The organism is Rhodobacter sp. P1_C2 (assembly GCF_056406375.1).
In genome coordinates this window covers 79,379-106,135 of sequence record NZ_JBFUAG010000006.1, presented here as the reverse complement: position 1 = coordinate 106,135, position 26,757 = coordinate 79,379, and the positions used below count along the sequence as shown (strand labels likewise).

Below are 26,757 nucleotides of genomic sequence, written 5' to 3'. Positions count from 1 at the left end.
TACGCAGGATCGCGCGCGTCCGAAACCGGGCCCGCGCGATCTGCCAAAGGGTCAAGACTGGTCTATGCGTCCTGAAGGCGCGCCGCGGCCTGCATGATGAGATTTGCGACAGCGCCGGGATTGGAGATATAGACCGCATGGCTGCCGGGCACCTCGACCACGCTGGCCCCGGCCTGGGCCGCCATCATCCGCTGCGCCGCCGGTGGAATCATCCTGTCTTCGGTCGCGACAAGATACCAACTGGGGCGCGAGCGCCAGGCCGGTGCGCGGATCTGGCCGTTCAACGCCTCCAGCCCCCAGGGCACCTGGGAGTCGGCCAGAAATGAGGCCAGTTCCGGCCGCACATCGGCGGCAAAGGAGGCTGCGAATTTCGTCCGATCCAGCAGCAGAAACCCATCGACCGGCGGTAGAATCGGCGGCACCGGCGCGCCGGGAGGCGGATCGGCGATCAGGCTCGCGACGGATTCGCCGGCATCCGGTGCGAAGGCCGCGATATAGACGACCGCGCTGACCTTCGGATCCGTCCCGGCCTCGGACACCACCGCGCCGCCGTAGGAATGCCCGACGAGGATGACGGGGCCCGAAGCCGCCGCAATGGCGCGCCGCGTGACGGCAACATCACCGTCCAGCGAGAGGGTCGGATTTTGCACGATGATCACCGCGTGGCCCGCTTTCGTCAGGATCTCGTAGACCCCTTCCCAGCCGGACCCATCGACAAACCCGCCGTGGACCAGAACAATCGTGGTTGCGTTCGGCATGACATCTCCAATCGTGCTTTGCCCCGCGCCGCTCCTGACGGCGCCGGGGTCACGGATACCTTTGTCCGGCCCGTGTCGATTGAACGTTCTTGCAGTGCGCGCAAGGTCATTGCCCGATGCGGCAGCCGACGCGCCCGGCGCAAGGGGATCTCCGCAGGTGGCAAAACGGATGGTCCGGGCGGGCCTTTTGACCCACCCGCAAAATGCATCTGGTGATTTGAAGGACCTTAACACGCAGATACTGGCCAGCGGGTTTTCCTGCCCGTCGCCCCCCGGTTGCCGCGCGGTCGGCCGGTTCTTGAGGAGGAAGGGCGGACCCGCAAGAGTCCGATCCCGGGGAAGATCGGGCCAGCGCGCTGGCTGGTGTGGCGCCATTCCTCCGGACGCCGCGCATTGGCTCAGTGGATCAAGGAGCCGCCGTTCACATCAACTTCGGTGCCGGTGCAATAGGCCGACAGGTCGGAGGCGAGGAACAGCGCGCAGCCTGCGACATCGCTCGCCTCGCCGGCGCGTCCCATCGGGATGCCGTCCAGCACCATCTTCTGCTGTTCCGCCGTCAGTTTGCCCGCCGTGATGTCGGTGGCGATGAAGCCCGGGCAGATCGCGTTGACGCGGACATTGTCGGGCGCCAGTTCGCGCGCCATGGCCTTGGTCAGGCCCAGCACCCCGGCCTTGGCCGCCGAATAATGCGGGCCGCCGAAGATGCCGCCGCCGCGCTGCGCCGAGACCGAGGACAGGTTGACGATCGAGCCGGATTTCTGCGCCCGCATCGCCGGGATCACCGCCTGGCTCATGTAAAGCGTGCCGCGCAGGCTGACATCGGTCACCGCCTCGTAATTCTCCGGCCTGATCTCCATGATCTTCAGGGGCTGGGTGATGCCGGCATTGTTGACCAGAACGTCGATCCGGCCCCAGGCCTGCAGCAGGCTCTGCACGGCGGCTTCGCAGGCGGCCTTGTCGACCACGTTGCAGGCGAGGCCGCGGTGGCCCGGGCCCAGATCCGCCGCCGCCGCCTCTGCCGCGCCGGCGTCGAGGTCCAGGATGGCGACCGTGGCGCCGTGGCCGGCAAACATCCGTGCCGTGGCCTTGCCCAGCCCGCGCGCCGAAGCGGCGCCCGTCACGATGACATACTTGTCCTTCAGAAGCTGCATGGCTTCAGTCCTCCCTCATTGGTTTTCCTGACGGATCAGGGGCTTGGCCTTAAAGCCAGGCCTTGATCCGGGCTGCGACCTGATTGACGGTCAGGCCGTACATCTCGTGCAGGGTCGGCAGGGCGCCAGCCTCGAGAAAGGCGTCCGGCAGGCCGATCATGCGGAACTTCGGCGTCACATCCTCGGTCAGAAGCGTGCGCGCCACCGCTTCGCCAAGCCCGCCCACCACGGTGTGGTTTTCGGCCGTCACGACCAGGCGGCCGCCCTTGCGGGCCTCGGCCAGGATGGTTTCGGTGTCGAGCGGCTTGATCGTCGGCACATGCAGCACCGCGGCCGAGACGCCATCGGCCTCGAGCTTCACCGCCGCATCCAGGGCCCGCATCGTCATGAAGCCGGTCGCGATGATCAGCGCATCCTTGCCCTCAAGGATGATCTGCGCCTTGCCAAGCTGGAACTGGTAATCCGGCTTGTGGCGGGTCAGCACGCTGGGCACCTTGCCGCGCGGCAGGCGGGAATAGACCGGCCCCTGATGCGCGGCGATCTGCGGCACCATGCCGAGGATGTCGCAGGCATCGCAGGGGTCGATGATCGTCATGTTGGGCAGGCCGCGGAAGATCGCCAGATCCTCGGTCGCCTGATGGCTCGGGCCATAGCCGGTGGTCAGGCCGGGCAGGGCGCAGATGATCTTGACCGGCAGGTTCTCCTCCGCGATCGCCATGGCGATGAAGTCATAGGCCCGGCGCGAGGCGAAGACGGCATAGGTGGTGGCAAAGGGGTTGAACCCCTCGCGCGCCAGACCCGCCGCGGCCGAGATCAGGACCTGTTCGGCCATGCCCATCTGGTAGAACCGGTCAGGCATTGCCTGGGCGAAGATGTGCAGGTCGGTGTATTTCGACAGATCCGCGGTCAGGCCGACGATCCGGTCATCCGTCTGCGCCGCCGCGACCAGCGCATGGCCAAAGGGCGCCGTGACGGTGTCATAACCCTCGGCGGCGAGCGAGGCGATCATCGCGGTCGTGGCGACCCTTTGCCCGTCGGGGCCAAGCTGCACTTGGCGCGGTTCATATTTGCGCGTCATCGAGGCGAGGGTCATTGCGGCTTTCCTTCTTCCAGCCTGGCCAGCGCCTTGGCCCATTCATCGGCCTCGACCCGTACGAAATGGGTGATCTCGCGGCTTTCGAGGAAATCGACGCCCTTGCACATCCGCGTGTCGAAGATGATGACGCGGGGGCCGGGATGGTCGGTGGTGCGGGCGGCATCGAAGGCCGCCACCACGGCGGCAAGGTCGTTGCCGTCGACCCGCTGGGCATGCCAGCCGAAGGCCGCCCATTTCGCCTCTTCCTGACCCTGGGCCAAGGCATTGCGGGTCGGGCCATCGGCCTGCTGGTTGTTGAAATCGACGAGGCAGATCAGGTTGTTCAGCCTGTGCTGAACGCCCGACATCACCGCCTCCCAGGTCGAACCTTCGCCCAGTTCGCCGTCCGACATCAGGTTATAGACGAAGGCCGGGTTCTTCTTGCGCTTCAGCCCAAGGGCCGCGCCCACGGCGATGCCCAGACCCTGACCCAAGGAGCCGCCGGTGATCTCCATCCCCGGGGTATAGGAGGCCATGCCCGACATCGGCATCCGGCTGTCGTCCATGCCATAGGTCTCCAGCTCGTTCTCGGGCAGGATGCCGGCCTCCATCAGCACGGCATAAAGCGCGATGGCATAGTGGCCGATCGACAGGTAGAAGCGGTCGCGCCCCTCCCATTCCGGGTCTTCGGGACGGTAGGACAGGGCGTGGAAATACGAGGCGGCCAGCACATCGGCCACGCCAAGCGCCTGCCCGATATAGCCCTGACCCTGCACCTCGCCCATCAAAAGCGCCTTGCGCCGGATGTTCCACGCGCGCTGTGCCAGCGACACGTTCGATGCCGCGTGTTGGCGGCTTTGCTCTGCCATCTTGTGCTCCTCACCGGTCGGTCAGACCCTCGAGGGAAGAGATAGCAAGCGGGCGGCAGCCTGTCCGTTACCGATCATTTAGTAACTGTTAAGCCCTGCTTCACAACCCGAAAGGGCGCTCAGGCGCCGTCCTGCCCGCCCTCGGCATCGACGAAGCCGGCGCGCCGTTCGAACCGGATGCGGTGGCCGCGGCTTTCCAGCCAGGACCTTGCGATGGCCATGTCGCGCTGGCCGGTGGTCTCGATCCAGTTGGCAAAGAGCCGGACCGAACGGCGCCCGGTGTGGCGGGCCGGGCAAACCAGCCAATAGGCGGGAAATTCGATCACCTCGAAGACATCGGACAGGGGCACCAACTGGCCGGTGCGCAGCTCTTCGAAGGCGAGGGTGGTGCTTTCCAGGATCACCCCGCCGCCATCCTTGGCCAGTTGCACCGACATGGAGGAGCGGTCGAAGCGGTAGGGATAGGCCAGGGTCGCACCGGCAATGCCATTGCGCGGCAGCCAGGTGTCCCAGCGGAAGTAACCTTTGACCGAATCGATCAGCCGCGCCTTGGCCAGCTGTTCGCGCGGGTCGGCGGAGAGGGCCTGCAATTCCTCCAGATAGGCGGGGGCGCACATCGGCAGGACGAGGTCGTTGACGATGCAGGCCGCATGGAGCCCCGCCCAGCCCCCCTCGCCATAGCGCAGGTCGAGGTCGATCACCTCGGTCTCGAACTCGGAAAAGCTGGGGGTCGCATCGACGCGCAAATCCCAGTTCGGATGGCTGCGGGTGAATTCGATCAGCCTCGGCGCCAGCCACCTGACCCCGAAGGAAGGGCTGACCCGGATCGACAGGTTGTGGCTTTCGCGCTGCCGGACGATGGCGGCGCGCACCTCGCGGATGGATTGGAAGGCCTGGGTGGCGGTCTGGAACAGACGCTCGCCGTCGATGGTCAGGCGCAGGTGGCGCTTTTCCCGGTGAAAGAGCTTGACGCCCAGCTGATGTTCCAGAAGCCGGATCTGCTGACTGACCGCCGAGGCCGAGACCTGCAATTCCTCGGAGGCACGGGCGATGCCGCCGAGCCGGGCCACGGCTTCGAAATGCGCCATGCTGTTGAGGTTGAGATCGCGGGCCATGCCCAAGGTTATGAAGTCTGGCTTCACAGATCAATAAGAATCCAGACTTGCGATAGATTGCCCTCCTGCGGAAGATGGGTCCGGGCGGAGGAGAAACCCGATGACATTGCAAGGATGCAACCCTGCGGGGTTGGGCTGGGCCGTCTTCGGCCCCTGGGGGAGGCTGTGCCATGCCGGTCACTGATCGTCCTGGCCATGCGCTGCTGACGGCGCGGGCCATCGAGAAAAGCTACGGCGTGACAAAGGTGCTGCACGGCGTTGATTTCACGCTGCAATCGGGCGAGATCCATGCGCTTCTGGGCGGCAATGGCGCCGGGAAAAGCACGCTGATCCGGATCATCACCGGAACCATTCCGCGCGATGGCGGCGAACTGACCACGGCCTCGCAGCGCCAAAGCGGGCAGGCGCCGGTCATCGCCGTCGTGCATCAGGAACTGGCCCTGCTGCCGCAGCTGACCGTGGCCGAAAACATCGGGCTGGTGCATGAAAGGCGCGGCTTCGGTCTGCACCGGCCCGCCCTGCAAGCCAGCATCGCCTTCGATGCGCTGCAGCTGATCGACCCGGACATGGCCCGCCGCGTGCTGCATCTGCCCGCAGCCGCGCTTTCTCTGCACGAGGCGCAGATCGTCGAGATTGCCCGGGCCCTGTCCACCGGGGCCGAGATCCTGCTGCTGGATGAACCGACCGCCAACCTCACCTCGCAGGAAACCGCGACGCTCTTTGCCGTGCTGCGGCGGCTGGTCAGCCAGCAGGGCATCGCGGTGGTCTTCGTCTCGCACCGGATGAAGGAGATCCGCCAGCTCTGCGACCGCTGCACCATCATCCGCGACGGGCGCAGCGTGGTCGAGGGGCGGGCGCTGACCGCGCTGACCGACAGTGAGATCGTGGCCGAGATGGGCCAGCCGGCCGGAGAGGCCGCCCACCGCGACCGCAAGCTTTCGGCCGCCGCCGATCTGGTGCTGCACGGGCCGGGCGGGCACCGGATTCTGTGCGCCAGGGGCACGGTGATCGGCCTTGCCGGGGCACCGACCGGGCCCGGCGCCCTGATCGACGCGGCGGTGGGCAATGCCGCCAAACCGCTCTGGCGGATCGAGGGCGAGGGCCTGCCCACCAGCTTTCGCACCCCCGCCGAGGCGATCCGCCACGGCTTCGGCTTCGTCTCGGGTGACCGGCGGGGCAAGGGTATCCTCGCCGACCTGCCGATCTTCGACAATGTCATGGCCGCCCGCCGCATCCGCGAGGGCCGCCGGCTGATCCGCGCCAGCGAAGAGGCCGAATGCAGCGCCCTCGTCGCGGCGCTGAAGCTCAAGGCCGCCTCGACCGGCGATCTGCCGCGCGCGCTTTCGGGGGGCAACCAGCAGAAGCTTCTGGTGGCGCGCTGGCTGGGCCTGCCCTTGCGGGTGGTGGTCTTCGAAGAGCCGACGCGCGGTGTGGACATCGGCACCAAGCGCGAGATCTACGCCCTGATCCGCGGCATGGCGGAGGCCGGCTCGATCATCCTGTGGTGGTCCACCGAAAACGCCGAACTCCTGGAGCTCTGCGACCGCATCCACGCCTTCGACACCGAAGGCATGCCCGCGGGCGAGCTGCCGCAGACCAGTTTCACCGAAGACACAATTGCCGAACTGACGGGGATGGCCGCATGAACGCCTTGCCGAACAAGACCGCCGCCGTGGCGGCCACGATCCACCGCAAGCCCGCGCTCTGGCGCGATTACAGGACCGAGATCGCGATCTTCGCCGCCATCGTCGTGCTGATGCTGGCCGTGGGCGCCTTCGTGCCGCAGGCGCTGAGCGCGGGAAACTTCCGCAACATCCTGCAGGCGGCGGCCCCTCTGGTCATCATGTCGCTGGGCGTGCTGCTGGTCGTCATCACCGGCGGGATCGACCTTTCGGTCGGCTCGGTCTTCTCGCTGACCGGGATGATCACGGCGCTGGCGATGGATCAGGGCGCCGGGGGGCTGGTCGCCTCGGCCGCGGGTCTGGGGGTGGGGCTGGTCTTCGGCGCGATCAATGGCGCCCTGGTCACCCGGGTCGGGCTGGCGCCCTTCGTCGTGACGCTGATCACCTATGCGATCGCGGGCAGCCTGGCCTTCATCGTGACCAACGGGCGGTCCATGCCGATCGGCGCGCCGGACTTCTGGCTGTTGAACGCGGGCCACCTCGTGCCGGGGGTCAAGAACCACATCCTCTTCTGCATCATCCTGATGGTGGTGATCGAATTCACCCTGCGCAAGGTGGTGCTGGGCCGCTGGTTCTATGCCGTGGGCACCTCTGCCGCCGCCGCCCGGCTTCTGGGCGTGCCGGTGCAGCGCACCCGCTTTGCCGCCTATGTCGTCTCTGGCCTGCTGGCCTCTTTCGCGGGGCTGCTGACCGTCAGCTACATCCTGAATGCCGAATCCATGGCCGGGTCGAGCCTGATGCTGCAGGCCATCGCCGCCGTGGTCATCGGCGGGGCCAGTCTCGCCGGCGGCACCGGAAGCGCCATCGGCGCCGTGCTTGGCGCGCTGATGATCACCTGCATCCAGAACGGGGTGAACCTGATCGGGGTCAACAGCTTCTGGCAGGGCTCCGTCACCGGCATGGCGATCCTGATCGCCGTTCTCATCGACCGCTTCGGCAATGCCGGGCGCAGCTGAAGATCATCAAAAAGGGAGGAAACCACAATGATGAAGAAGATCCTGGCCGCCACCACCATCCTGGCCGCATTCACCGGGGCCGCCATGGCCGAGGGCAAGTATACCGTGGCCTATCTGGCCCCCTCGCTGGACATTTCCTACTGGCAATGGGTCGGCTATGGCGTGAAGGAAAAGGCGACCGAGCTGGGCATGGACTATGTCGAATACACCTCGGAAAACTCGCCCGCCAAGCAGATGGACAATGCCCGCACCGCCGTGACCAAGGGCGTCAATGCCATCGTGATCGGGCCGGTGTCCTCGACCTCGACCCCGCCGCTTCTGGACTATCTGGCTTCGGAGAACATCCCCGTGGCCTTTGCCGGCATCGGCCCGCAGCCCGGCCTGACCAATTACACCTCTTCCGTCACCGCCAACAATTACGAGACCGGCAAGGCGCAAGGCAAATTCACCTGCGAGCTGGCCAAGCAGCGCGGCGGCACTCAGGTCGGCATGCTGTCCTTGCCGCAGGACCGCGAGAATGCGCAGAAGTACCTCAAGGGCGCCAAGGAGGCCTTTGCCGCCGATGGCTGCGATCTGGTGCAGGTGCTGGAAACCCGCGGCCTGACGATCAACGAGGCGGTGACCCAAGCCAATGACCTGATGACCGCCCATCCCGATGTGAAGGCGATCTATGGCATGTATGACGAGGCCGGCACCGGCGCCGCCAAGGTGATCGAGACCATGGGCCTGACCGGCAAGGTCGGCATCACCGTCGCCGACGGCAGCCCCACCACGATCGGCCTGCTCAAGTCCGGCGCGATCAACGGCATCTTCTTCCAGGAGGCCGTGGGCCAGGGCATTGACGGCACGCAGCAGGTCTATAACGCTTTGACCGGCGGCAAGGTGACCCAGGACATGGCGCTGGTCATGCCCCTCGTCACCGCCGACAAGATTGACACGCCCGAGGCCAAGGCGGTCATCGCCCGCGTCTTCCCGCCGGCGAACTGAACCCACCCCGTGGCGCCCGGTCCGGGATCGGGCGCCACGCCGTAACCGATCGCAGGAGCAAGCCATGACCGAGATCCCGCTCATCGACCCGCATTTCCACCTCTGGGATCTGGAGACGAACTATTACCCCTGGCTCTCGGACGGGGTGAAGCCCTCGGCCTTCGGCGATTACACGGCGATCAACAAGACCTATCTGATCGACGACTTTCTGGCCGATGCGCGCGGCCAGAACCTGGTCAAGGCGGTGCATCTGGATGTGGGCTACGACCCGAAGGACCCCGCCGGGGAAACCCGCTGGCTGCAGGGCGTGGCCGACAAGCACGGCTTTCCGCATGGCATCGTCGGCTACGCCGATTTCCGCAAGGCCGATGTGGCGGACCTCCTGGACCAGCACCTGCAATACGCGAATTTTCGCGGCATCCGCCAGTCGATGAACTTTCACCCCGATCCGGCCAAGACCTATCTGGCCGAACCCTTCGTCAGCCGCAGCCCCGAATGGCGCCGCGGTTTCAAGGAACTGGCCCGGCGCGGCCTGTCCTATGACCTTCAGCTTTACTTCTGGCAGGTCGACGAATTCATCGACCTCGCCCGCGATTTCCCCGATACCCAGATCATCCTGAACCACACCGGGATGCAGGTCGACGGGCCGCATCTCTTCGCCGGCTGGCGCACTGCGATGCGCCGCCTGGCCGAGGCGCCGAACGTCGCCTGCAAGATCTCCGGCCTCGGGATGGGCGACTGGACCTGGACGACCGAGACGATCCGCCCCTATGTCGAAGCCGCGATCGAGGCCTTTGGCACCGACCGCTGCATGTTCGCCTCGAACTTCCCGGTGGACAAGCTCTTCTCCAGCTATGGCGCGATCTTCGACGCGTTCAGGGCGATCACGGCAGGCTATGCCCATTCGGAGCGCATGGCGCTGTTCCACGACAACGCCGCCCGCTTCTACCGGCTGTAGCGGAAGGATGAGCGATAGAAAGCGCTTCTATCGCTCATCCATTTGCAGTAGATTGAGCGATAGGGAAGGGGCCTATCACTCATGACATGGAATTGGGCGCAAGAGGGCTGGCCGGACTTCCGCTACGATACCCCGGCGCTTGACGCGCTGGAGCGGCGGTTCCTTCTGGCCTCGGGCGAGGTTCTGGGCGCGTTCCGCCATGTCGGGCCGGATGACCGCGCCCAGTTGCAGATCGAATTCCTCAGCGAAGAGGCGCTGCGCACCAGCGCCATCGAGGGCGAGGTTCTGGACCGGATGAGCGTCCAGTCTTCACTCCGCCGTCATCTGGGTCTGGTCCCCGATGCCTATCCCGTCAAACCGCGAGAGCAGGGCGTGTCGGCGATGATGGTCGATGTCTATTCCGGCTTCAACGCGCCGCTGGCGCATGAAACCCTGTTCACCTGGCACGCGATGCTTCTGGCGCATGACCGCAGCCTGCAGGTTTTGGGCGGCTACCGCACCCATGCCGAGGCGATGCAGATCGTCTCGGGCGCGCCGGGCCGCCCGACCGTGCATTTCGAAGCGCCGGCTTCGGCCCGCGTGCCGGGCGAAATGCAGGGTCTGGTGGACTGGTTCAACCGGACGGCGCCGGGGGGACCCACCCCGCTTGCGGCCCTGGCGCGGGCGGGGATCGGCCATCTCTGGTTCGAAAGCATCCACCCTTTCGAGGATGGCAACGGGCGTCTGGGCCGCGCCCTGGCCGAGAAATCCCTGGCGCAAAGCATCGGCCAGCCCAGCCTGATCGCGCTGTCCTTCACGATCGAACGCGACCGCCGGGCCTATTACGACCAGCTGGAGCGGCACCAGAAGACGCTCGACATCACGCCCTGGCTCGTCTGGTTCGGCGAGACCGTGCTGAAGGCGCAGGAGGTGACGCTGACCCGGGTCGCCTTCTTCATCGCCAAGGCGCGGTTCTACGACCTGCACCGCGCGGGGCTGAACGACAGGCAGGCGAGCGCCGTCGCCCGGATGTTCCGCGAAGGCCCCGCCGGTTTCGCCGGTGGCCTCAGCGCCGAGAAATACATCGCGATCACCGGAACCTCACCCGCCACCGCGACGCGGGACCTGCACGACCTGGTGGAAAAGGGCGCGCTGACCCGCACCGGCGAAAGGCGGCATACCCGCTACTGGCTGAACCTCGGCGCCGCGCCGGCCCAGGGCGCTTAGGCCCGGCACCCCACGGATTCACATTCCGCCTCACGCCACCTCATTCGACTTGCCAAGCCCGCAGACCCAGACTGGCCACAGAGATCCATGATCCTGCGCCACGCCGCGGAACTTGCCCGCCGGCGCTGCCAACCGAGGTGAACACCCATGAAACCTTTCCACACCCCCTTGCTGGAGCCCATCCGGTTGGGCGCCATCGACCTTCCCAACCGCATCCTCATGGCGTCGATGACCCGGGCGCGGACGGACAATCCCGGCTTCGTGCCCAATGCGCTGCAGGCGCAGTATTACGCGCAGCGCGCCTCCGCGGGTCTGATCCTGACCGAGGGGACCTGGCCAAGCCGCGCCGGGGTTGGCTTCATCAACGTGCCCGGGCTTTACACCCAGGCGCAGGCCGATGGCTGGCACCGGGTCACCGATGCCGTCCACAAGGCGGGCGGGCGGATCTTCGTCCAGCTTGGCCATATCGGATCGTCGTCGCATCCCGAGCTTCTGGATGGCGCCTTGCCGATGGCCCCCTCGGCGGTGAACCCAGGGTTGCAGGCCTATACGCCCTCGGGCTTCAAGGAGACGGTGGTCCCCCAGGCGATGACGGCCGGCGATATCGCCCGCACGGTGGACGACTATGCCAAGGCCGCTAGGCTGGCGCAGTCCGCCGGGTTTGACGGGGTCGAGCTGCATGGCATCAGCACCTATCTGATCCCGACCTTCCTCTATGAGGCGCTCAATCACCGTACCGATGATTATGGCGGCTCTGCCTGCAACCGTGCCCGCTTTCCGCTTGAGGTGGTCGATGCGCTTGTCGATGCCTGGGCGCCGGATCGGGTCGGGGTCAAGCTCAGCCCCGGCCTCAACGGCGTCGGCAAGTTCATCGCGGGGGCAGAGACGCTCGAGACCTTCACATATCTGATCGGCCAGTTGTCGCTGCGCCATCTGGCCTATCTGCAGCTGATGAACCCGATCAGCGATCTGACCGGCACCCCGCTGGAGGTTCTTGGCCAGCATGTCACGCGGCATTTCCGGCCGCTCTTTGCCGGGCCGCTGGTCGCCAATGGCGGTTACAGTTTCGAGACGGGCAATCAGGTGCTGCGCGACGGGATCGCCGATGCGGTGGCCTTCGGCGCGCCCTATATCTCGAACCCGGATCTGGTCGCGCGGTTTGCGCGGAACCTCGACCTTAGCCCCAGCGATCGCGACACCTATTACGGCGGCGGTGCGGCGGGCTATGTGGATTACCCGAACGCCACCGAAGACGTCGGCGTGTGAAGGACAGGCGGCGCCGGTGGCCTGTGCCACCGGCGCCCTTCTGCCTAGGCCAACCGCTTGTGGGTGGAGGCCGCGGCGATCTGGTCGATGGCCGCGCCCAGCGTCAGATCGAAGGCGGCGGCGTCCAGATCATGGCGGAGCCCCTCCAGCAGGGCGCGGGAGAAGCTGGCGATCATGCCGTGGTTGCAGGCCAGACGCGCGCAGGCCTCGGCGCGCGACAGCCCCCCGGACAGCGCCAGAACGCGCAGCACGCGGTGATGGGCGACGAGCGGGGCATAGGTGTCGGGGTGTTCGGGAAGTGTCAGCTTCAGCATCACCTGAACCGGGCCCTGCAGCGCGTCGAGGTGTCTGGTGATCTCCTCCGCCAGAAGCTGTTCGGCTTTGGCGCGGTCGGGCGTGGCCGTCAGAACCTCGGGCTCGATGATCGGGATCAGACCCGCGGCGAGGATCTGGCCCGCGACGTCGAATTGCTGCGCCACGATGGCGGCGATCCCGGCGCGGTCCGGGCTGCGGATGACCGACCGCATCTTGGTGCCAAGAACGCCGAGCGCCCTGGCCCGGGTGGTCAGGTCGGCAAGGCCTGCGATGGGTTTCATCAGCTGGACGCCCCCGGCCTCGGGCTCCAGCCCTTGGTCGATCTTCAGAAACGGTGCCACGCCGCGATGGCGCAAGTAACGCGGGATCGGCTGCCCCGCGACCGCGCCCTCCATCGTCCGTTCGAACAGGATCGCCGCCAGCACCCTGCTGCCGGAAAAGACTGGCGCGGTGATGATGCGCAGGCGCATCTGGTGGATCAGGGCGAACATTCCGGCCTCGTCGGCCCAGCTGTCGCGCGACAGGCCATAGGCCTGCAGCGTGGCCGCGGTGGAGCCGCCGCTCTGGTCCAGCGCCGCGAACATCCCGGCCCCCGCCCGCAGCTGGGCCATCATTGCCGCGTCATCCATGCCAGACCTCCATCCTGCCAAAGACAGCCCGGCCTGCCGGCGCGGGGCATTCCCGGGCAAGTCTAGCAAGACGGAAGCCCCTGCCGAAAGTGAAGCCTCGTGAGGCGGCATCAGGCGGCGTTTGAACACCCGAAGCGCAGCGCCCATGCCGGTGTGAGACGCCATAAGTCGTTAGGCAGGCTCACAAACTCTCACCCCCGCTCATGCCATCTTTTTGGCCCGCCGGACGGGGTTTGGCTAGCCTTGGGGAACGCAGCCTCAGGAGATCGCACGATGAGCATGCTCAAAACCAAGGATGGCACCGAAATCTATTACAAGGACTGGGGCTCTGGTCAGCCGATCGTCTTCAGCCATGGCTGGCCCCTGACTTCCGATGCTTTCGAGGACCAGATGTTCTTTCTGGCCTCCAAGGGCTACCGCTGCATCGCGCATGACCGGCGCGGGCATGGGCGGTCCAGCCAACCCTGGACCCGCAACGACCTTGACGGCTATGCCGATGACCTTGCCGAGCTGACCGCGGCGCTTGACCTCAAGCATGCCATCCATGTCGGCCATTCCACCGGCGGCGGCGAGGTCTGCCGTTATATCGGCCGGCACGGCACCGGGCGCGTGGCGAAGGTGGCGCTGATCGGGGCGATCCCGCCGGTCATGGTCAAATCCGAAAAGAACCCCGGCGGCACGCCGATCGAGGCTTTCGACCAGATCCGCGCCGCGGTGCTGGCCGACCGGTCGCAATTCTGGATGGACCTGAGCCTGCCGTTCTATGGCTACAACCGGCCCGGGGCCAAGGTCTCGGAAGGGGTGCGCAAGAGCTTCTGGCTGCAAAGCATCATGGCCGGCTTCCCGGCCTCGTACTTCTGCGTCAAGGCCTTTTCGGAGACCGACCTGACCGAGGATCTGAAGAAGATCGACGTTCCGGCGCTGGTCCTGCATGGCGACGATGACCAGATCGTGCCGATCGCGGATTCCGCACTTCTGTCGTCCAAGCTGATCAAGGACGCGAAGCTGGTGGTCTACAAGGGGGCGCCGCACGGGATGTGCACCACCCACAAGGACCAGGTGAACGCCGAACTTCTGGCCTTCATCGAGGCGTGACCTGCCCCGCGCGCCGCGAGCGAACCGGGGCGCATAGCAAAGGCATCCCTTGCACATCCGGGAGATCGGCAATGACCACCAAGGATACACTTACCGCCACGGAAACCGCACGGCGCAACCTTCTGACCGGCGGGGCAGGGCTGGTTGCGGCCTCGGTTCTGGGGATCGGGGGCCTGGCGCTGCGGCCGGCGCATGCCAAGTCGGCGCCTGTCCATCAGAAGATGGTCGGCAGCAGGCTGACCACGTCGGATGGCGCAGAGATCTATGTCAAGGACTGGGGCAGGGGGCGGCCGGTGGTCTTCAGCCATGGCTGGCCCCTGACCTCGGATGCCTTCGAGGACCAGATGTTCCACCTCGCCTCGCACGGGTTCCGCGCCATCGCGGCGGACCGGCGCGGCCACGGCAGGTCAAGCCAGGCCTGGGAGGGTAACGACCTCGACACTTTCGCCGATGACCTGGCCGCCCTGACTGCGGCGCTGGATCTGAAGGATGCCGTCCACGTCGGCCATTCGACCGGCGGCGGCGAGGTGGCCCGCTATATCGGACGGCATGGCACCGGGCGGGTGGGAAAGGTGGTGCTGATCAGCGCCATTCCCCCGATCCGCGCCCAGACGCCCACCAATCCCTTGGGCGCGCCGATTGCGGCCTTCGACGACCTGCGCGCTACCCTGCAGGCCGACCGCACCCAGTTCTGGCAGGATCTGTCGCTGCCCTTCTACGGCTACAACCGCCCCGGCGCGAAGGTCTCGGAGGGTGTGCAGGCGCAATTCGTCCAGCAATGCATGATGGCGGGCTTTCCGGCCTGTTACCTGGGGGTCAAGGCGCAGTCGGAAACCGACCAGACCGAGGACCTCAAGCAGATCGACGTGCCGACCCTGCTGATCCATGGCGAGGATGACCAGCTGGTGCCCATCGCCAATTCCGCCGAACTGGCGCTGCGGCTGATCCCCGGGGCGGTGCTCAGCGTCTATGCCGGTGCGCCGCATGGCCTGCCCACGACGCACAAGGACCGGCTCAACGCCGATCTGCTGGCCTTCTGCTCTGCCTGACCGCGGCGCCCCCTATCCCTTTCCCCCAGTCCGAGGATGAAATCATGCCCCAGAAGACCCAGCATATCATGTCGCGCCGTGGCTTTTGCCTGTGCTGCCTGGCCGCGAAGGGCGCGGCGCTGGCCGGCGCTTTCCTCACCCCGCGCGCGGCCTTTGCCGAGGCGCGGGGCCTCGTCTCGCTCATCAAGGACAGCGCCGCCACTTCGCCGATCACGACGTACAAGTTGCGCGGCAATGTCAGCATTCTGGAAGGGTCGGGCGGCAATATCGCCGTGCTGACCGGCCGCGATGGCAAGGTTCTGGTGGATGGCGGCATCGCCGTCTCGCGCACGCAGATGACCAAGGCGCTGGCCGATCTTGGGCCGGAACCCGTGACCCATCTGATCAACACGCATTGGCATTTCGACCACTCCGACGGCAATGCCTGGCTGAACGCCGAGGGCGCGGCCATCGTCGCGCATGACAACACACGCAAGTACCTCTCGCAGGTGGAGCGGGTCTCGGACTGGGATTACAACTTCCTGCCCCTGCCGGACGAGGGTTTGCCCTCCAAGGTCTTCACCCAAAGCATGGACATGGCGCTGAACGGTGCCACGATCGGCCTGAAATCCTATGGTGCGGCGCATACCGACAGCGACATCTCGGTGACCTTTGCCGAGGCCGATATCCTGCATGCCGGCGATACCTACTGGAACGGGATCTATCCTTTCATCGATTACTCGACCGGGGGCAGCATCGACGGCATGATCGCCGCCTCGGATGCCAACCTGGCCGCCTCCACCAAGTCGACGATCATCATCCCCGGCCACGGCAATCCGGTCAGCAACCGGACCGAGCTGCAGACCTTCCGGGACATGCTGGTGGCCATTCGCGACAATGTCGCTGCCCTGAAGGCCGAGGGCCGCACGCCCGAGGAGGCGGTGGCGGCCAAGCCCACGGAGAAATTCGATTCCGCCTACGGCAGATTCCTCATCGATCCCGGCTATTTCACGCGGCTGGTCTACGAAGGCGTCTGAGATCCTTCGCGCCTTGGACATGCCGCGAGGGAGCGTGCAGATGGAACCGGACGGCCTCCTTTCCTTCACCAGTCAGCACGGGTTCGCGGCAACTCTCGAACGTTTGGAACGCGCCAGTACCCAGATGGGTCTGGCGCTTTTCGCACGGATCGACCATGCGGCGGCGGCGGCCAGCGTGGGTCTTGCCCTGCGGCCCACCGTGGTTCTGATCCTTGGCAATCCGCGCGCCGGGACGCCGCTGATGGAGGCCTGTCCCGGCATCGCCATCGACCTGCCGCTGCGCGTTCTGGTCTGGGAGGATGACGCGGGCCGCGTCCGGATGGTGACCAACGACCCGGCCTGGCTGGCACGGCGCCACGCCGCCGCCCTGTCCGAAGATCCGAAGGTCAAGGCGATGCGGACCGGGCTTGAAGCCCTGCTGACCGCCGCGGGGGCAGGGGAAGACCCGGATCACGCCCCCGATCCCGGCTGACCCCCGGTCGCACCGCGACGAGGCGCCTCAGCGCCGCCCAACGATGCGCCGGATCGCCACATAGAACACCGGCGTCAGCAGCAGGCCAAAGAAGGTGACCCCGATCATCCCGGAAAACACCGCCGTGCCAAGCGCCTGACGCAGTTCCGCCCCCGGCCCTTGCGAGATCACCAGCGGCACCACGCCGAGGATGAAGGCGAAGGCGGTCATCAGGATTGGTCGCAACCTCTGGCGGCTGGCCTCGATCGCGGCGGCGGCGGGGGAGAGGCCGTGGTCGGCCTCGTTCTGCTTGGCAAACTCGACGATCAGGATCGCGTTCTTGGCCGATAGCCCGACCAGAACGATCAGACCGATCTGGGTCAGCACATTGTTGTCCATGCCCCGCAGGCTGACCCCGATCAGCGCGGCCAGGATCGACAAGGGCACGATCATCACGATGGCCATGGGCAGCGACCAGCTTTCGTAAAGGGCCGCAAGGACGAGGAAGGCAAAGACGATCGACAGGCCGAAGACGTAAGTGCCGGTATTGCCCTGGCTCTTCTGTTGCAGTGCCAGCTCGGTCCATTCCGAGGTCACGCCGCGGGGCGCGACCTCGGCCACCAGCTTCTCCATCGCGGCGAGGGCCTCGCCGGTGGAATGGCCGGGGGCGGGGCTGCCCTGCAGCGGGACAGACACCAGCATGTTGTAGCGCTGCACCAGCTGCGGGCCGGTCGCATCGCGGATCGTCACGACCGAACCCAGCGGCACCAGCGCCCCGGTGGCCGAGCGGACCTTCAGCTTGGGGATGCTGTCCTGATCGATGCGAAAGCGCTGGTCAGCCTGGGCGCGCACCTGGAACAGGCGGCCGAAAGCGTTGAAATCGTTGACATAGGAAGAGCCGAGGTTGATCGACAGCGTCTCGAAGATATTGCCGATCGGCACGTTCAGCATCTGCGCGCGGACCCGGTCGATGTCGAGGAAGACCTGCCGCCCGCCGGCCGAGAAGGTGGTGAAGACGCCGGCCAGGTTCGGGTCCTGCTGCGCCTTGCCCATGATCGCATAGGCCACGCCCAGCACGCGCCGCATGTCGCTGCTGTCGGTGTCCTGCAATTGCAGCTTGAAGCCGCCGCCATTGCCGACCCCGGGCACCGAGGGCGGCGGGATCACGATGATGAAGGCCTCGCGCAGGGCCTGCAACCGGCCGGAAAGCTCGCCGATGATCGCGCCGGCGGTGCGGCCGGTCTTGATGCGCTCGTCAAACGAGGTGAAGGGGGTGAAGAGCACCGCCTGGTTCGAGGCATTGGTGAAGGTCGCTCCCGAGAACCCCGCAAAGGCCACCGCGTTGGACACGCCCGGCACTTCCTTCGCGATGTCGGAGGCGGCGCGCAGGACCTTGTCGGTCCGCGCCAGCGAGGCGCTGTCGGGCAATTGGATGACGACGATGGCATAGCCCTCGTCCACCTGCGGGATGAAGCCCGCCGGCACCCGGCCCACGATCCAGACGGTGGCGCCGATCAGCAGGGCAAAGACAGCCAGCATCGCACCCAGCCGCCCCCAGGAGGAAACGAAGGCCCGCACAACGGCGCCATAGCCATGCGACAGCGCCTCAAAGCCACGGTTGAACCCCGCCGCCCCGGCCGCCAGGATCCGCCCCGGCAGAAAGCGCGGCGGCGGCACGTCATGCGGCCGCAAGAGCAGCGCCGCCAGCGCCGGCGACAGGCTGAGCGAGTTGAAGGCCGAAATCGCCGTGGCGACCGAGATGGTCACCGCGAACTGCGAATAGAAGGTGCCGGTGATCCCCGGCACGAAAGTGGTGGGCACGAAGACCGAGATCAGCACGAGCGCAATGCCGATCACCGCGCTCGACACCTCGTCCATCGTGCGGCGGGCGGCCTCGGTCGGCGTCAGGCCAAGGGCGATGTTGCGCTCGACATTCTCGACCACGACGATCGCGTCATCGACCACGATGCCGATGGCAAGGATCAGGCCGAACAGCGTCAGCAGGTTCAGCGAATAGCCCAGAAGCAGCATCACCGCAAAGGTGCCGACCAGAGACACCGGAATGGCGATCAGCGGGATCAGCGCCGTGCGCCAGGATTGCAGGAAGATCAGCACCACCGCCACGACCAGCAGAACCGCCTCGAAGATCGTGTGATAGACCGCCTCGACCGAGGAGCGGATGAACTCGGTCGGGTTATAGACGATCTGGTATTCCAGACCGGTCGGGAAATCCTTCTTCAGCTCCTCCATCGTGGCGATGATCGCATCCGAGGTGCCAAGCGCGTTGGAGCCGGGGCGCTGGAAGATGCCAAGCGCCACGGCGGGCTTGTTGTTGAGGTAGGAGTTGGTCGAATAGTTCAGCGCCCCGATCTCGACCCGCGCCACATCGGACACGCGGACGACGCGGCCATCGTCGGTGGCGCGCACGATGATCTGGCCGAACTCCTTGGGCTGCTGCAAGCGGCCCTGGGTCGTCACCGCCACCTGGAAATCGGCCGCGCCGTCGTTGGGCGGGGCACCCAGCGTGCCGCCCGACACCTGCACGTTCTGTTCGCGGATCGCGGCCACCACGTCGCCCGCCGTCAACCCGAAGGAGGACAGCCGGTCAGGGTCCAGCCAGACCCGCGCCGCAAACTCCCGCTCGCCGAAGATCGAGATGTCGCCGACCCCGTCCAGCCGGATCAGCCGGTCGCGGATCCGCGCCCTCGCATAGTTCGAGACGTAAAGCTGGTCGAAGGTGTCATCCGGCGACAGGATATGCACGACCATCATCAGGTTGGGCGAGCTTTTCGTCGTGGTCAGGCCCAGGCGGCGCACCTCGTCGGGCAGGCGCGGTTCGGCCACCGCCACGCGGTTCTGCACCAGGACCTGGGCCGCGTCGATGTTGGTGCCCAGCTTGAAGGTGATGGTCAGCGCCATCGACCCGTCCGAAGTGGCATAGGAGGACATGTAAAGCATGTTCTCGATGCCGTTGATCTCCTGCTCCAGCGGGGTGGCCACGGTGGCGGCCACGGTTTCGGCATCGGCCCCGGGGTAGCTTGCGCGCACCACGATCGAGGGCGGGGCGATTTCGGGGTATTGTTCGACCGGCAGGCGGAAATAGGCCAGCGCGCCCAGAAGGGTCAGCACGATGGACAGCACCGCGGCGAAGATCGGGCGATCGACGAAAAAGCGGCCCACGCCCTAGTTCTCCGCCACGGGGGGAAGATCGGCATGGACCGGGGTGACCTTGGACCCGGGCCGGGCGCGCATCAGCCCCTCGGTCACGATGCTTTCGCTGCCGTCCAAGCCCTCGCGGATCACGCGGTAGCCGTCGATGCGCGGACCGGGGCGCACCACCTTGGGGGTCACCGTGCCATCGGCGCCGACCGTCATTACCAGCTGGCGGTTCTGGTCCGCCACCAGCGCCGCATCGGGGATCAGGACGCTGTCATGCGGCAGCGAGCCCGGGACATTGACCCGCCCGAACAGACCCGGCGTCAGCACGCCATCGGGGTTGGCAATCAGCGCCCGCACCCGCATCGACCCGGTGGCGGCGTCGATGCGATTCTCGGAAAAGTCGAGCTTGCCGGTGAAGGGGCCAAGCCCCGGATCGGACAGCGTCACCGTCACGTCCAGACCGCCACCGCCCTCCTGCAGGGCGCTGCCGCGGGTGCGGGCATCCTTGGCATAGGCGAGGAAATTGCGCTCGTCGATGTCGAAGTAGAAATAGATCGGGTCCATCGAGACGATCGAGGTCAGCACCGTGTCATCGGCGCGCACCAGATTGCCCGGGGTCACCAGCGTCCGGTCGATCCGGCCGGAAATCGGCGCGCGGATGGTGGAAAAGTCCAGGTTGATCTGCGCCGTGTCCAGCGCCTGGTTGGCCTGTTCCAGGGCCCCGGTCGCGGCCAGAAACTCTTGCCGGCGCTGGTCGAGCAGGCTTTGCGTCGCGGTGCCATTGGCGGTCAGGGCGGTTGCGCGGTCAAACTGCTCCTTGGCGAAATCGTAGCCGGCCTGCGCCACCGAGACTTGCGATTTCGCCTGCTCGAACGCCGACTGGAACAGCCGCTGGTCGATGGTGAAGAGAACCGCGTCCTTGGTGACGAGGGCGCCGTCCTTGAAATCCACATCGCGCAGATAGCCCGACACCCGAGCCCGCACATCGACGGATTGGACCGCCTCGAAACGCCCGACGAATTCGTCATCCTCGACGATGGATTTCTTGATCGGGGTGATCACCGTGACTTCGGGCGGCGTTTGCGCCACCACCATCTGCGCGCCGAAGATCAACATCAGCATCAGGGCGAAAAGGCTACGCGTCATGGACCTACCTTTTTTTGGGGCTCCACCGTCTGCAACACTTCCTTTGCCACAACCATATGGCGTTTTGGCCATTTGCATAGGCGGAATTGCAATTCGGGAGGGCGTCTTTTGAACTTCCTGCGCCTCGGGACCGGCCTTGCCGTATTTCCCGGCGCTGGCACGCAGGCCGACAGGATTGGGGCCTTCCCGCTTAACCCGCGCCGGGGTATCCCTGCCCGCGGCCTTAAAAAGCGCATCTGTTCGGGCTGGACTTCCTGCATTTGTGAAATTTTGGCGACGCGCGCAAAAGATGTTTGCCATTCGTCCTTGGCGATCTAAAGTCCATAATTCAGCAAAAAGGCGGGGACGGCACCCTTGCGACCGAAACCGATCCAAGACATCGAGGACTTGGTTTTCTTCGGGCCATTCAGACTTTCCGCGGCCGGACGGCTGCTGGAACGAAATGGCAAGTCGGTCGCGATCGGGGCGCGCGCGCTGGATATCCTGATCGTGCTGGTCGAACAGGCCGGCCAGACGGTCAGCCAGCAGGACTTGCTGGCCAGCGTCTGGCCCAATCTCAATGTCGCCGAAAGCGCCTTGCGGGTGCATATCAACAAGCTGCGCCAGGTTCTGGGCGAAGCCGATTCCAGCGCGCGCTATGTCCAGAACGTGCCGGGCCGGGGGTACCGTTTCGTCGAGCCGGTCTCGCGCCTGCCCACGGCGAAGTCCTGGACGATCAGCGAAATCCGCTGGGTCCCGCAGCAAAGACTGCCCCCGGCGCCGATCCGCATGGTCGGGCGCGACGCCATCGCCGAAGAGATCGCCACCCGCGTCCGCGCCCATCGTTTCATCACCATCGTAGGCCCGGGTGGCGTGGGCAAGACCACGCTCTGCGTCGCCGTCTGTTACTCCCTTGTCGAGGACTTTGACGGCAAGGTCATCTTCGTCGACCTCGGCGCGATCAGTGACCCGCAGATCGTGCTCGCCAAGATCCGCTCGGCGCTGCAGATTTCGACCGGGATCGAGGCGCTGCCCCTGCTTGTGGCCGTCCTCAGGGGCCACCGCCTGCTTCTCGTGCTCGACTGCTGCGAACATGTCGCCGATGAGGTTGCCCTGATCGCCGAGCGGATCTTCCAGGATGCCGAGGGCTGCCATCTGTTGCTGACCAGCCGCGAGCCGATGCATTGCGACGGCGAGCAGGTCTTCAGCGTGCCGCCCTTGCCGGTGCCCGTCTCGACCGAGGCCCTGACCGCGCGGGAGGCGCTGGCCTATCCCGCCGTCAAGCTTTTCGTCGACAGCGTCAGCGCCCGCGACCAGGGCTTCCAGTTGCAGAACGCCGAGGCGCCGATCGCCGCCAGCATCTGCCAGCGGGTAGACGGGATCGCCCTTGCGCTGGAACTGGCGGCGGGCCGGGTCAGCGCCTTTGGTCTGGCCGAGGTGCACCGCCAGCTCGACGGGCGGATGAAGCTGCTCTGGCAGGGCAGGCGGACGGCGCCGCCACGGCAGCAGACCCTGTCGGCGACGCTGGACTGGAGCTTCAAGCTCCTGAGCCCGGCGGAACAGCTGTTGCTGTGCCGTCTGTCGATCTTTGTCGGCACCTTCACGCTGGAGGATGCCAGGGCGGTGGCGGCCGATGCGCAGCTTTCCGAACTGGAGATTTCGCAGCATCTGGGCAGTCTGGTCGACCGCTGCCTGATCGCGGTCGATCTGACGCGGCCGCCGGCGCAGTACCGCCTTCTGGACATGACGCGGGAATTTGCGCGGGACAAGATCGCGACGGTGGACGAGGTCTTTGCGCTGGCGCGGCGCCATGCCGAATATTTCCTGCAAGTCCTGACCGATGTGGCGGGCACCGGCGCGGGCCAGATGCCGATGCGGCGCAACGTGCCGCCGGCCACCCGGCTGGGCAATGTCCATGCCGCGCTGGAATGGTGCCTTTCGCCCGATGGCGCCCGGGACAGAAGTCTTGGCCTGCGTCTGGTCGCGGCCTCGGGTAATTTTCTTCTGTCGCAGGGCCTGACGATGGATTGCAGAACCCGGGCCAATGCCGCCCTGGCCCGGCTTGGCGCCGAGGAGCGCGGCACGCGGCTGGAACTCGATCTGCTGATCGTCCTGGCCTCGACCCATACGCTGGCCGATTACCCGATCCGCGCCCCGGTCATCGACCGGGCGATTGCGCTCGCGCGGGCACTGGGCGAACGGCGCCTGTCGCGCACCCTGCTTTATGACCGCCTCTACGATCAGGCTTTCTGGGGTCAGCCAGAGATCGCTTTGCAGGCGGCCTTTGCCGCGCGCGCCGAATTGGCCGAGACGGACGACCCGATCGAGCTTGCCATCGCCGAGGCGACGATCGCCTGCATCTCGCATACCTATGGGGCGGATGATCAGGCCTATCGCCATTTCATCACGGCCTTTTCCCATGTCGAGCGCGCCGGCGAAAAGGCGCATGAAGAGATCGACGAACAGGCGTTCCGGCGGATGCGGGCGACGCGGACCAACAATCTTTACACCTGCGGCTTCTTCGATCAGGCGGCGCGGTTGGGCGAGGCCTTCATCGACGAATTCGAGACCTCGAAAGACTATCCCGCCTGCGCCGAAATCATGCCGCGGATCTCCTTCATCTTCGAATGGATGCAGGAATGGCACATGGTCGCCCGGATCTATAACCTCTTCGTCAAGATCCAGATGGACCAGCCCTCGGATCGGCTGAACTATGTGGTCTCGGTGATTTGGTGCCGGCTTCTGATGGTGCGCGGCGAGTTCAAGGAAAGCGTCGCCCGGCTGGAACAGCACCTTGCCGAGGTGCCGCCGCTGTCGCCCGGCCGCTTCCTGCTTTACGCGCCGATGTGTGATGGCCTGACCCGGCTTGGCCGCTTTGACGAGGCTCTGGCCATCATCGACGAGGCGCTGGACTACGAATCCACCTTTGCCGGAACCGGTTTCCGGTCGGAATACCTTCTGCAAAAGGCACGCATCCTGATGGCGATGCGGGGCGCGGACCCGGTCGAGATCGAAAACCTCCTGCGGCTTTCGCTGGCCGCCGCCGTCAGGCAGACCTCGCTCAGCCGCGAACTCGACGCCGCCCTGGCCCTGGCGCAACTGCTGCACGGCCAGCACCGGCCGGCAGAGGCGCGGGCCGTTCTGCAACCGGTCTATGATCGCTTCACCGAAGGGTTCGCCACCAAGGTTATGGTCGAGGCGCGGGAGCTTCTGGACAAGCTCGGCCCTCCGCCAGAGCGGCCTACCTGAGCGCCTGCTGACCCGCGACCGCAGCGGCGCCGTCGTGACGCAGATACCCATGGCCCCGCCTCAGCCATTCAGGCTGGACAGCGCCTTGCGGGCGGTTTCCACCGACCCGTAATAGGCGACCAGCTGCTGGGCAAAATGCATGAAGAGGTCGACGACATGATCCTTGTGCAGGGCGGTCTCGTTCATCGCGATCTGGAGGGTGGCGTCCTCCGCCGCGTCGTGGCGGGGCGGTGCCGGCGCTTCGGTCTTGCCATCTTGGGCGGCCTCTTCGCGCTCCCTCGCTGGCAGGGCATCGGTTTGCGGATCGAAGGCAAAGAAATAGCCGCGGCCCGGAACGCTTTTGACCAGATCACGGTCGGGCCCCAGCACATTGCGCAGGGTGGCGATCTGGAACCGCAGGTTGCTTTCATCCACGATGGTCGAGGGCCAGACCCGCTTCAAAAGTTCGGCCTTGTCGACCACGGTGCCGCGACAGTTCAGCAGCACGACCAGAAGGTCGAAGGCCCGGCTGCCGACGCAGATCACCTCGCCCGAGCGCAGCAGAAGCCGGGATGTCGGCCAGACGCGGAAGTCTCTGAAGGCAATGGCATCCTGCGCCGCAGGGGCCCTGTCATCGCCAGGGGGCACAAAGGCGCTGTCTTGCGGGAAAGGGTCAGGTTTGATCATGTTCAATCCTCCAAGGCGTTCAAATCCGAGGCGCAAGGCCGTGCCGCGCGCCTCACCGGTGCAACAGTGTCGTGGGGCAGATGTTCTGGGATCATGCTCGCTCTTTTGACGGCAGAGCGTGAGTCACGAGTTGTTAAGACATGTTAAGCCCGCGCCGTTGCTGGGAGAGCGTTGGGATTATTCTATGTAATATCAATGGCTTGAAATCGCCTCGGCACCCCGGAGACGCAGGCCCCCGGTGCAGGCGCGTTAACAAGCGGCAGGATCAGCGCTGCTTTCCTGGCCCCTAGCAACCGGACAGGACGGGACCGGGGCAGGGCGGGCCGCCCTCGGATCAGGCCCGGCTTGCACCATCTTGCACCGTCTCTCGGCATATTCTTTGAGCCGACCTTGGCGGCCTGATAGACGGGAAGCGCGCACCGGCTTTGTCACCCTGCGGGAGGTCTGCACATGTCCACTTCTGATCCCGGCGTGGGCCGGGCCATGCGCCGGGGGCTTTGTGGCCTTTGCCCGAATTGCGGCGTGGGGCAGATGTTCTCGGGTTACCTGAGCGTCACGCCGCAATGTCTGGTCTGCGCCGCACCCCTCGGGCGATACCGCGCCGCCGATGGTCCGGCCTTCTTCACCATGACGGTTCTGGGCCTGTTGCTGATCCCGGTGGTCGGCGTGGGCTATGTCAGGTTCCGCCCCGATCCCCTGGTTCTGGCAAGCCTGGTTGCGGTGATCTTCTCGGTCCTGACACTGGTGGTGCTGCGGTTGTCCAAGGGGATGTTCGTGGCCTATCTCTGGGCCACGGATGCGGTCGACGAAGGCGCGTAAGGCCAGCGCGGCCCTGGCAGGACGGGACTTCTCACGACAGTTCATGAAATCTAAACTCACCTCCGTCGCCTTATGCTGCCGCCGCATCCAGGCTTGCGGCGCAGGCGGCGGCCCAAGGCAGATGCAAAGTGAAAGAGTGACGCCATGACCACAGCCGATGTGACAGACCTTCCCCGCAAGGGCGAGCCGCCGGCCATGAGCCTGCGCCGGATGGAGTATCTGCCGGTCTCGCTCTTCGGTTCGGTCATGGGATTGACCGGGCTGAGCGTGGCCTGGCGCCTTGCGGCAGAGCGGTTCGGCCTGCCTCTGGCGGTGGCCGAGGCCATCGGCGTCCTGGCCATCGCGGTCTTCGTGGTTCTGGTGCTGGCTTACGGCGTCAAGGCGATCTCGGCCCCCGATGCGGTTCTGGCCGAGTTCCGCCACCCGATCGCGGGCCCCTTGTTCGGCACTTTCCTGATCAGCCTTCTGCTGCTGCCGATCGTGCTTGTCCCCTATGCGCCAGGGCTGGCGCAGGGGCTTTGGGTTATCGGGGCGGTGGCGATGCTGGCCTTTGCCTGGCATGTGGTCGATCGCTGGATCGGCTTGCCGCAACAGGTGGAACAGGCGGCGCCAAGCTGGCTTGTGCCGGTGGTGGGGCTGCTGGATGTGCCGCTGGCGGTGCCATCGCTTGGCCTGCCGCCGCTGCACGGGCTGATGCTGGCCTGCCTTGCGATCGGGATGTTCTTTGCCATCCCCTTGTTCACCATGGTCTTTTCGCGCGTGCTGTTCCAGCCGCCGCTGCCGAACCATTTGCAGCCGACGCTGATGATCCTGCTGGCGCCCTTTGCCGTGGGCTTTCTGACCTATGTCTCGGTCATCGGCGCGGTGGATGACTTTGCGGCGGCGCTTTACGGGCTGTCGCTGTTCATGCTGGTGGTGCTGGCGGGCCGGCTGCGCCATGTGCTGTTGTGCTGCCCCTTCCGGCTGGCCTGGTGGGCGGTGAGCTTCCCGCTCGCCTCGGCCGCCGTGATGGCGCTGCGCTTTGCCGCAGCAAGGCCGGGCCCCGTGACCGAGGGGGTTGCCCTGGCGCTGCTGGCCCTCGCCTCCTTGACCATCGCCGTGCTGGCGGTTCAGACGCTTTACCGCACTTTGCGCGGCGATCTGCGCCGGATCAGCGGGTGA

Annotated in this window: 22 protein-coding genes; 13 read left to right on the top strand and 9 right to left on the bottom strand. The window is 66.0% G+C overall.

From position 1 onward, the window contains the following. Nucleotides 1-62: 62 nt before the first annotated feature. The 5 genes from AC1DZT_RS11365 to AC1DZT_RS11345 form a co-directional block, all read right to left on the bottom strand. Nucleotides 63-758: an alpha/beta fold hydrolase gene (locus AC1DZT_RS11365; protein ID WP_478006748.1), complete on the bottom strand. Its 696-nt coding sequence runs from the start codon at nt 756-758 to the stop codon at nt 63-65. Between the two features lie 398 nt (nt 759-1,156). Continuing rightward, nucleotides 1,157-1,909, bottom strand: coding sequence for an SDR family NAD(P)-dependent oxidoreductase (locus tag AC1DZT_RS11360; protein WP_478006747.1), 753 nt, complete (start codon nt 1,907-1,909; stop codon nt 1,157-1,159). Between the two features lie 49 nt (nt 1,910-1,958). Beyond that, a complete protein-coding gene (locus AC1DZT_RS11355; protein WP_478006746.1) occupies nt 1,959-3,002 on the bottom strand; it encodes a transketolase family protein in 1,044 nt (347 codons plus the stop codon). Then, nucleotides 2,999-3,853, bottom strand: a complete 855-nt coding sequence (locus AC1DZT_RS11350) for a transketolase (protein WP_478006745.1) — start codon at nt 3,851-3,853, stop codon at nt 2,999-3,001. The genes AC1DZT_RS11355 and AC1DZT_RS11350 overlap by 4 nt, the downstream gene beginning before the upstream one ends. A gap of 119 nt (nt 3,854-3,972) precedes the next feature. Then, entirely contained in the window at nt 3,973-4,968 is a 996-nt protein-coding gene (locus tag AC1DZT_RS11345) for a LysR substrate-binding domain-containing protein (protein WP_478006744.1), read from the bottom strand. Nucleotides 4,969-5,138: 170 nt separating this feature from the next. Between AC1DZT_RS11345 and AC1DZT_RS11340 the strand changes: the two genes are divergently transcribed. The 6 genes from AC1DZT_RS11340 to AC1DZT_RS11315 all read left to right on the top strand — a co-directional run bounded on the left by AC1DZT_RS11340 (nt 5,139) and on the right by AC1DZT_RS11315 (nt 12,023). Then, nucleotides 5,139-6,614 (top strand): sugar ABC transporter ATP-binding protein, encoded by a 1,476-nt coding sequence (locus AC1DZT_RS11340; RefSeq protein ID WP_478006743.1) that lies wholly within the window; start codon nt 5,139-5,141, stop codon nt 6,612-6,614. Beyond that, entirely contained in the window at nt 6,611-7,606 is a 996-nt protein-coding gene (locus AC1DZT_RS11335) for an ABC transporter permease (protein ID WP_478006742.1), read from the top strand. Before AC1DZT_RS11340 ends, AC1DZT_RS11335 begins: the two co-directional genes overlap by 4 nt. Nucleotides 7,607-7,633: 27 nt before the next feature. Continuing rightward, nucleotides 7,634-8,593 carry a substrate-binding domain-containing protein gene (locus tag AC1DZT_RS11330; protein WP_478006741.1) on the top strand — a complete coding sequence of 320 codons (960 nt, stop codon included), beginning with the start codon at nt 7,634-7,636 and terminating at the stop codon, nt 8,591-8,593. A gap of 64 nt (nt 8,594-8,657) precedes the next feature. Continuing rightward, nucleotides 8,658-9,551, top strand: coding sequence for an amidohydrolase family protein (locus AC1DZT_RS11325; protein ID WP_478006740.1), 894 nt, complete (start codon nt 8,658-8,660; stop codon nt 9,549-9,551). Nucleotides 9,552-9,632: 81 nt separating this feature from the next. Then, nucleotides 9,633-10,757 carry a Fic family protein gene (locus AC1DZT_RS11320; protein WP_478006739.1) on the top strand — a complete coding sequence of 375 codons (1,125 nt, stop codon included), beginning with the start codon at nt 9,633-9,635 and terminating at the stop codon, nt 10,755-10,757. Between the two features lie 147 nt (nt 10,758-10,904). Further along, a complete protein-coding gene (locus AC1DZT_RS11315) occupies nt 10,905-12,023 on the top strand; it encodes an alkene reductase (RefSeq protein ID WP_478006738.1) in 1,119 nt (372 codons plus the stop codon). A 44-nt stretch (nt 12,024-12,067) separates the two neighbouring features. Here the strand turns inward: AC1DZT_RS11315 and AC1DZT_RS11310 are convergent, their stop codons facing one another. Continuing rightward, nucleotides 12,068-12,967, bottom strand: a complete 900-nt coding sequence (locus tag AC1DZT_RS11310) for a fructose bisphosphate aldolase (RefSeq protein WP_478006737.1) — start codon at nt 12,965-12,967, stop codon at nt 12,068-12,070. A 273-nt stretch (nt 12,968-13,240) separates the two neighbouring features. Between AC1DZT_RS11310 and AC1DZT_RS11305 the strand changes: the two genes are divergently transcribed. The 4 genes from AC1DZT_RS11305 to AC1DZT_RS11290 all read left to right on the top strand — a co-directional run bounded on the left by AC1DZT_RS11305 (nt 13,241) and on the right by AC1DZT_RS11290 (nt 16,599). Then, nucleotides 13,241-14,062: an alpha/beta fold hydrolase gene (locus tag AC1DZT_RS11305; RefSeq protein WP_478006736.1), complete on the top strand. Its 822-nt coding sequence runs from the start codon at nt 13,241-13,243 to the stop codon at nt 14,060-14,062. Between the two features lie 71 nt (nt 14,063-14,133). Beyond that, complete coding sequence (locus AC1DZT_RS11300; RefSeq protein ID WP_478006735.1) at nt 14,134-15,111, top strand: alpha/beta fold hydrolase; 978 nt, start codon at nt 14,134-14,136, stop codon at nt 15,109-15,111. A 44-nt stretch (nt 15,112-15,155) separates the two neighbouring features. Beyond that, nucleotides 15,156-16,127, top strand: coding sequence for an MBL fold metallo-hydrolase (locus AC1DZT_RS11295; protein WP_478006734.1), 972 nt, complete (start codon nt 15,156-15,158; stop codon nt 16,125-16,127). Nucleotides 16,128-16,167: 40 nt separating this feature from the next. Beyond that, complete coding sequence (locus AC1DZT_RS11290) at nt 16,168-16,599, top strand: DUF302 domain-containing protein (protein WP_478006733.1); 432 nt, start codon at nt 16,168-16,170, stop codon at nt 16,597-16,599. Nucleotides 16,600-16,626: 27 nt separating this feature from the next. Here AC1DZT_RS11290 and AC1DZT_RS11285 read toward each other — a convergent pair whose 3' ends face one another. Continuing rightward, nucleotides 16,627-19,758: an efflux RND transporter permease subunit gene (locus AC1DZT_RS11285; protein WP_478006732.1), complete on the bottom strand. Its 3,132-nt coding sequence runs from the start codon at nt 19,756-19,758 to the stop codon at nt 16,627-16,629. Between the two features lie 3 nt (nt 19,759-19,761). Further along, nucleotides 19,762-20,883, bottom strand: a complete 1,122-nt coding sequence (locus AC1DZT_RS11280) for an efflux RND transporter periplasmic adaptor subunit (protein ID WP_478006731.1) — start codon at nt 20,881-20,883, stop codon at nt 19,762-19,764. 387 nt (nt 20,884-21,270) lie between these two features. Between AC1DZT_RS11280 and AC1DZT_RS11275 the strand changes: the two genes are divergently transcribed. Continuing rightward, the gene (locus AC1DZT_RS11275; RefSeq protein WP_478006730.1) at nt 21,271-24,111 is read left to right on the top strand and encodes an ATP-binding protein; all 2,841 of its coding nucleotides are present in this window, start codon (nt 21,271-21,273) and stop codon (nt 24,109-24,111) included. A gap of 60 nt (nt 24,112-24,171) precedes the next feature. Here the strand turns inward: AC1DZT_RS11275 and AC1DZT_RS11270 are convergent, their stop codons facing one another. Then, nucleotides 24,172-24,777: a winged helix-turn-helix domain-containing protein gene (locus tag AC1DZT_RS11270; protein WP_478006729.1), complete on the bottom strand. Its 606-nt coding sequence runs from the start codon at nt 24,775-24,777 to the stop codon at nt 24,172-24,174. A gap of 450 nt (nt 24,778-25,227) precedes the next feature. Here AC1DZT_RS11270 and AC1DZT_RS11265 point away from each other — a divergent pair, with 450 nt between their 5' ends. Together AC1DZT_RS11265 and AC1DZT_RS11260 are read left to right on the top strand one after the other, a co-directional pair. Then, entirely contained in the window at nt 25,228-25,596 is a 369-nt protein-coding gene (locus AC1DZT_RS11265; protein ID WP_478006728.1) for a DUF983 domain-containing protein, read from the top strand. Between the two features lie 144 nt (nt 25,597-25,740). After that, nucleotides 25,741-26,757, top strand: coding sequence for an SLAC1 anion channel family protein (locus AC1DZT_RS11260; RefSeq protein ID WP_478006727.1), 1,017 nt, complete (start codon nt 25,741-25,743; stop codon nt 26,755-26,757).

What these genes read in the sequence shown, in the direction of transcription:
- AC1DZT_RS11260 (WP_478006727.1), top strand. Translation starts at nt 25,741, where the DNA reads ATGACCACAGCCGATGTGACAGACCTTCCCCGCAAGGGCGAGCCGCCG.
- AC1DZT_RS11365 (WP_478006748.1), bottom strand. Translation starts at nt 758, where the DNA reads ATGCCGAACGCAACCACGATTGTTCTGGTCCACGGCGGGTTTGTCGAT.
- AC1DZT_RS11315 (WP_478006738.1), top strand. Translation starts at nt 10,905, where the DNA reads ATGAAACCTTTCCACACCCCCTTGCTGGAGCCCATCCGGTTGGGCGCC.
- AC1DZT_RS11270 (WP_478006729.1), bottom strand. Translation starts at nt 24,777, where the DNA reads ATGATCAAACCTGACCCTTTCCCGCAAGACAGCGCCTTTGTGCCCCCT.
- AC1DZT_RS11360 (WP_478006747.1), bottom strand. Translation starts at nt 1,909, where the DNA reads ATGCAGCTTCTGAAGGACAAGTATGTCATCGTGACGGGCGCCGCTTCG.
- AC1DZT_RS11325 (WP_478006740.1), top strand. Translation starts at nt 8,658, where the DNA reads ATGACCGAGATCCCGCTCATCGACCCGCATTTCCACCTCTGGGATCTG.
- AC1DZT_RS11320 (WP_478006739.1), top strand. Translation starts at nt 9,633, where the DNA reads ATGACATGGAATTGGGCGCAAGAGGGCTGGCCGGACTTCCGCTACGAT.
- AC1DZT_RS11305 (WP_478006736.1), top strand. Translation starts at nt 13,241, where the DNA reads ATGAGCATGCTCAAAACCAAGGATGGCACCGAAATCTATTACAAGGAC.
- AC1DZT_RS11330 (WP_478006741.1), top strand. Translation starts at nt 7,634, where the DNA reads ATGATGAAGAAGATCCTGGCCGCCACCACCATCCTGGCCGCATTCACC.
- AC1DZT_RS11335 (WP_478006742.1), top strand. Translation starts at nt 6,611, where the DNA reads ATGAACGCCTTGCCGAACAAGACCGCCGCCGTGGCGGCCACGATCCAC.
- AC1DZT_RS11350 (WP_478006745.1), bottom strand. Translation starts at nt 3,853, where the DNA reads ATGGCAGAGCAAAGCCGCCAACACGCGGCATCGAACGTGTCGCTGGCA.
- AC1DZT_RS11295 (WP_478006734.1), top strand. Translation starts at nt 15,156, where the DNA reads ATGCCCCAGAAGACCCAGCATATCATGTCGCGCCGTGGCTTTTGCCTG.
- AC1DZT_RS11265 (WP_478006728.1), top strand. Translation starts at nt 25,228, where the DNA reads ATGTCCACTTCTGATCCCGGCGTGGGCCGGGCCATGCGCCGGGGGCTT.
- AC1DZT_RS11340 (WP_478006743.1), top strand. Translation starts at nt 5,139, where the DNA reads ATGCCGGTCACTGATCGTCCTGGCCATGCGCTGCTGACGGCGCGGGCC.
- AC1DZT_RS11355 (WP_478006746.1), bottom strand. Translation starts at nt 3,002, where the DNA reads ATGACCCTCGCCTCGATGACGCGCAAATATGAACCGCGCCAAGTGCAG.
- AC1DZT_RS11300 (WP_478006735.1), top strand. Translation starts at nt 14,134, where the DNA reads ATGACCACCAAGGATACACTTACCGCCACGGAAACCGCACGGCGCAAC.
- AC1DZT_RS11345 (WP_478006744.1), bottom strand. Translation starts at nt 4,968, where the DNA reads ATGGCCCGCGATCTCAACCTCAACAGCATGGCGCATTTCGAAGCCGTG.
- AC1DZT_RS11310 (WP_478006737.1), bottom strand. Translation starts at nt 12,967, where the DNA reads ATGGATGACGCGGCAATGATGGCCCAGCTGCGGGCGGGGGCCGGGATG.
- AC1DZT_RS11290 (WP_478006733.1), top strand. Translation starts at nt 16,168, where the DNA reads ATGGAACCGGACGGCCTCCTTTCCTTCACCAGTCAGCACGGGTTCGCG.
- AC1DZT_RS11280 (WP_478006731.1), bottom strand. Translation starts at nt 20,883, where the DNA reads ATGACGCGTAGCCTTTTCGCCCTGATGCTGATGTTGATCTTCGGCGCG.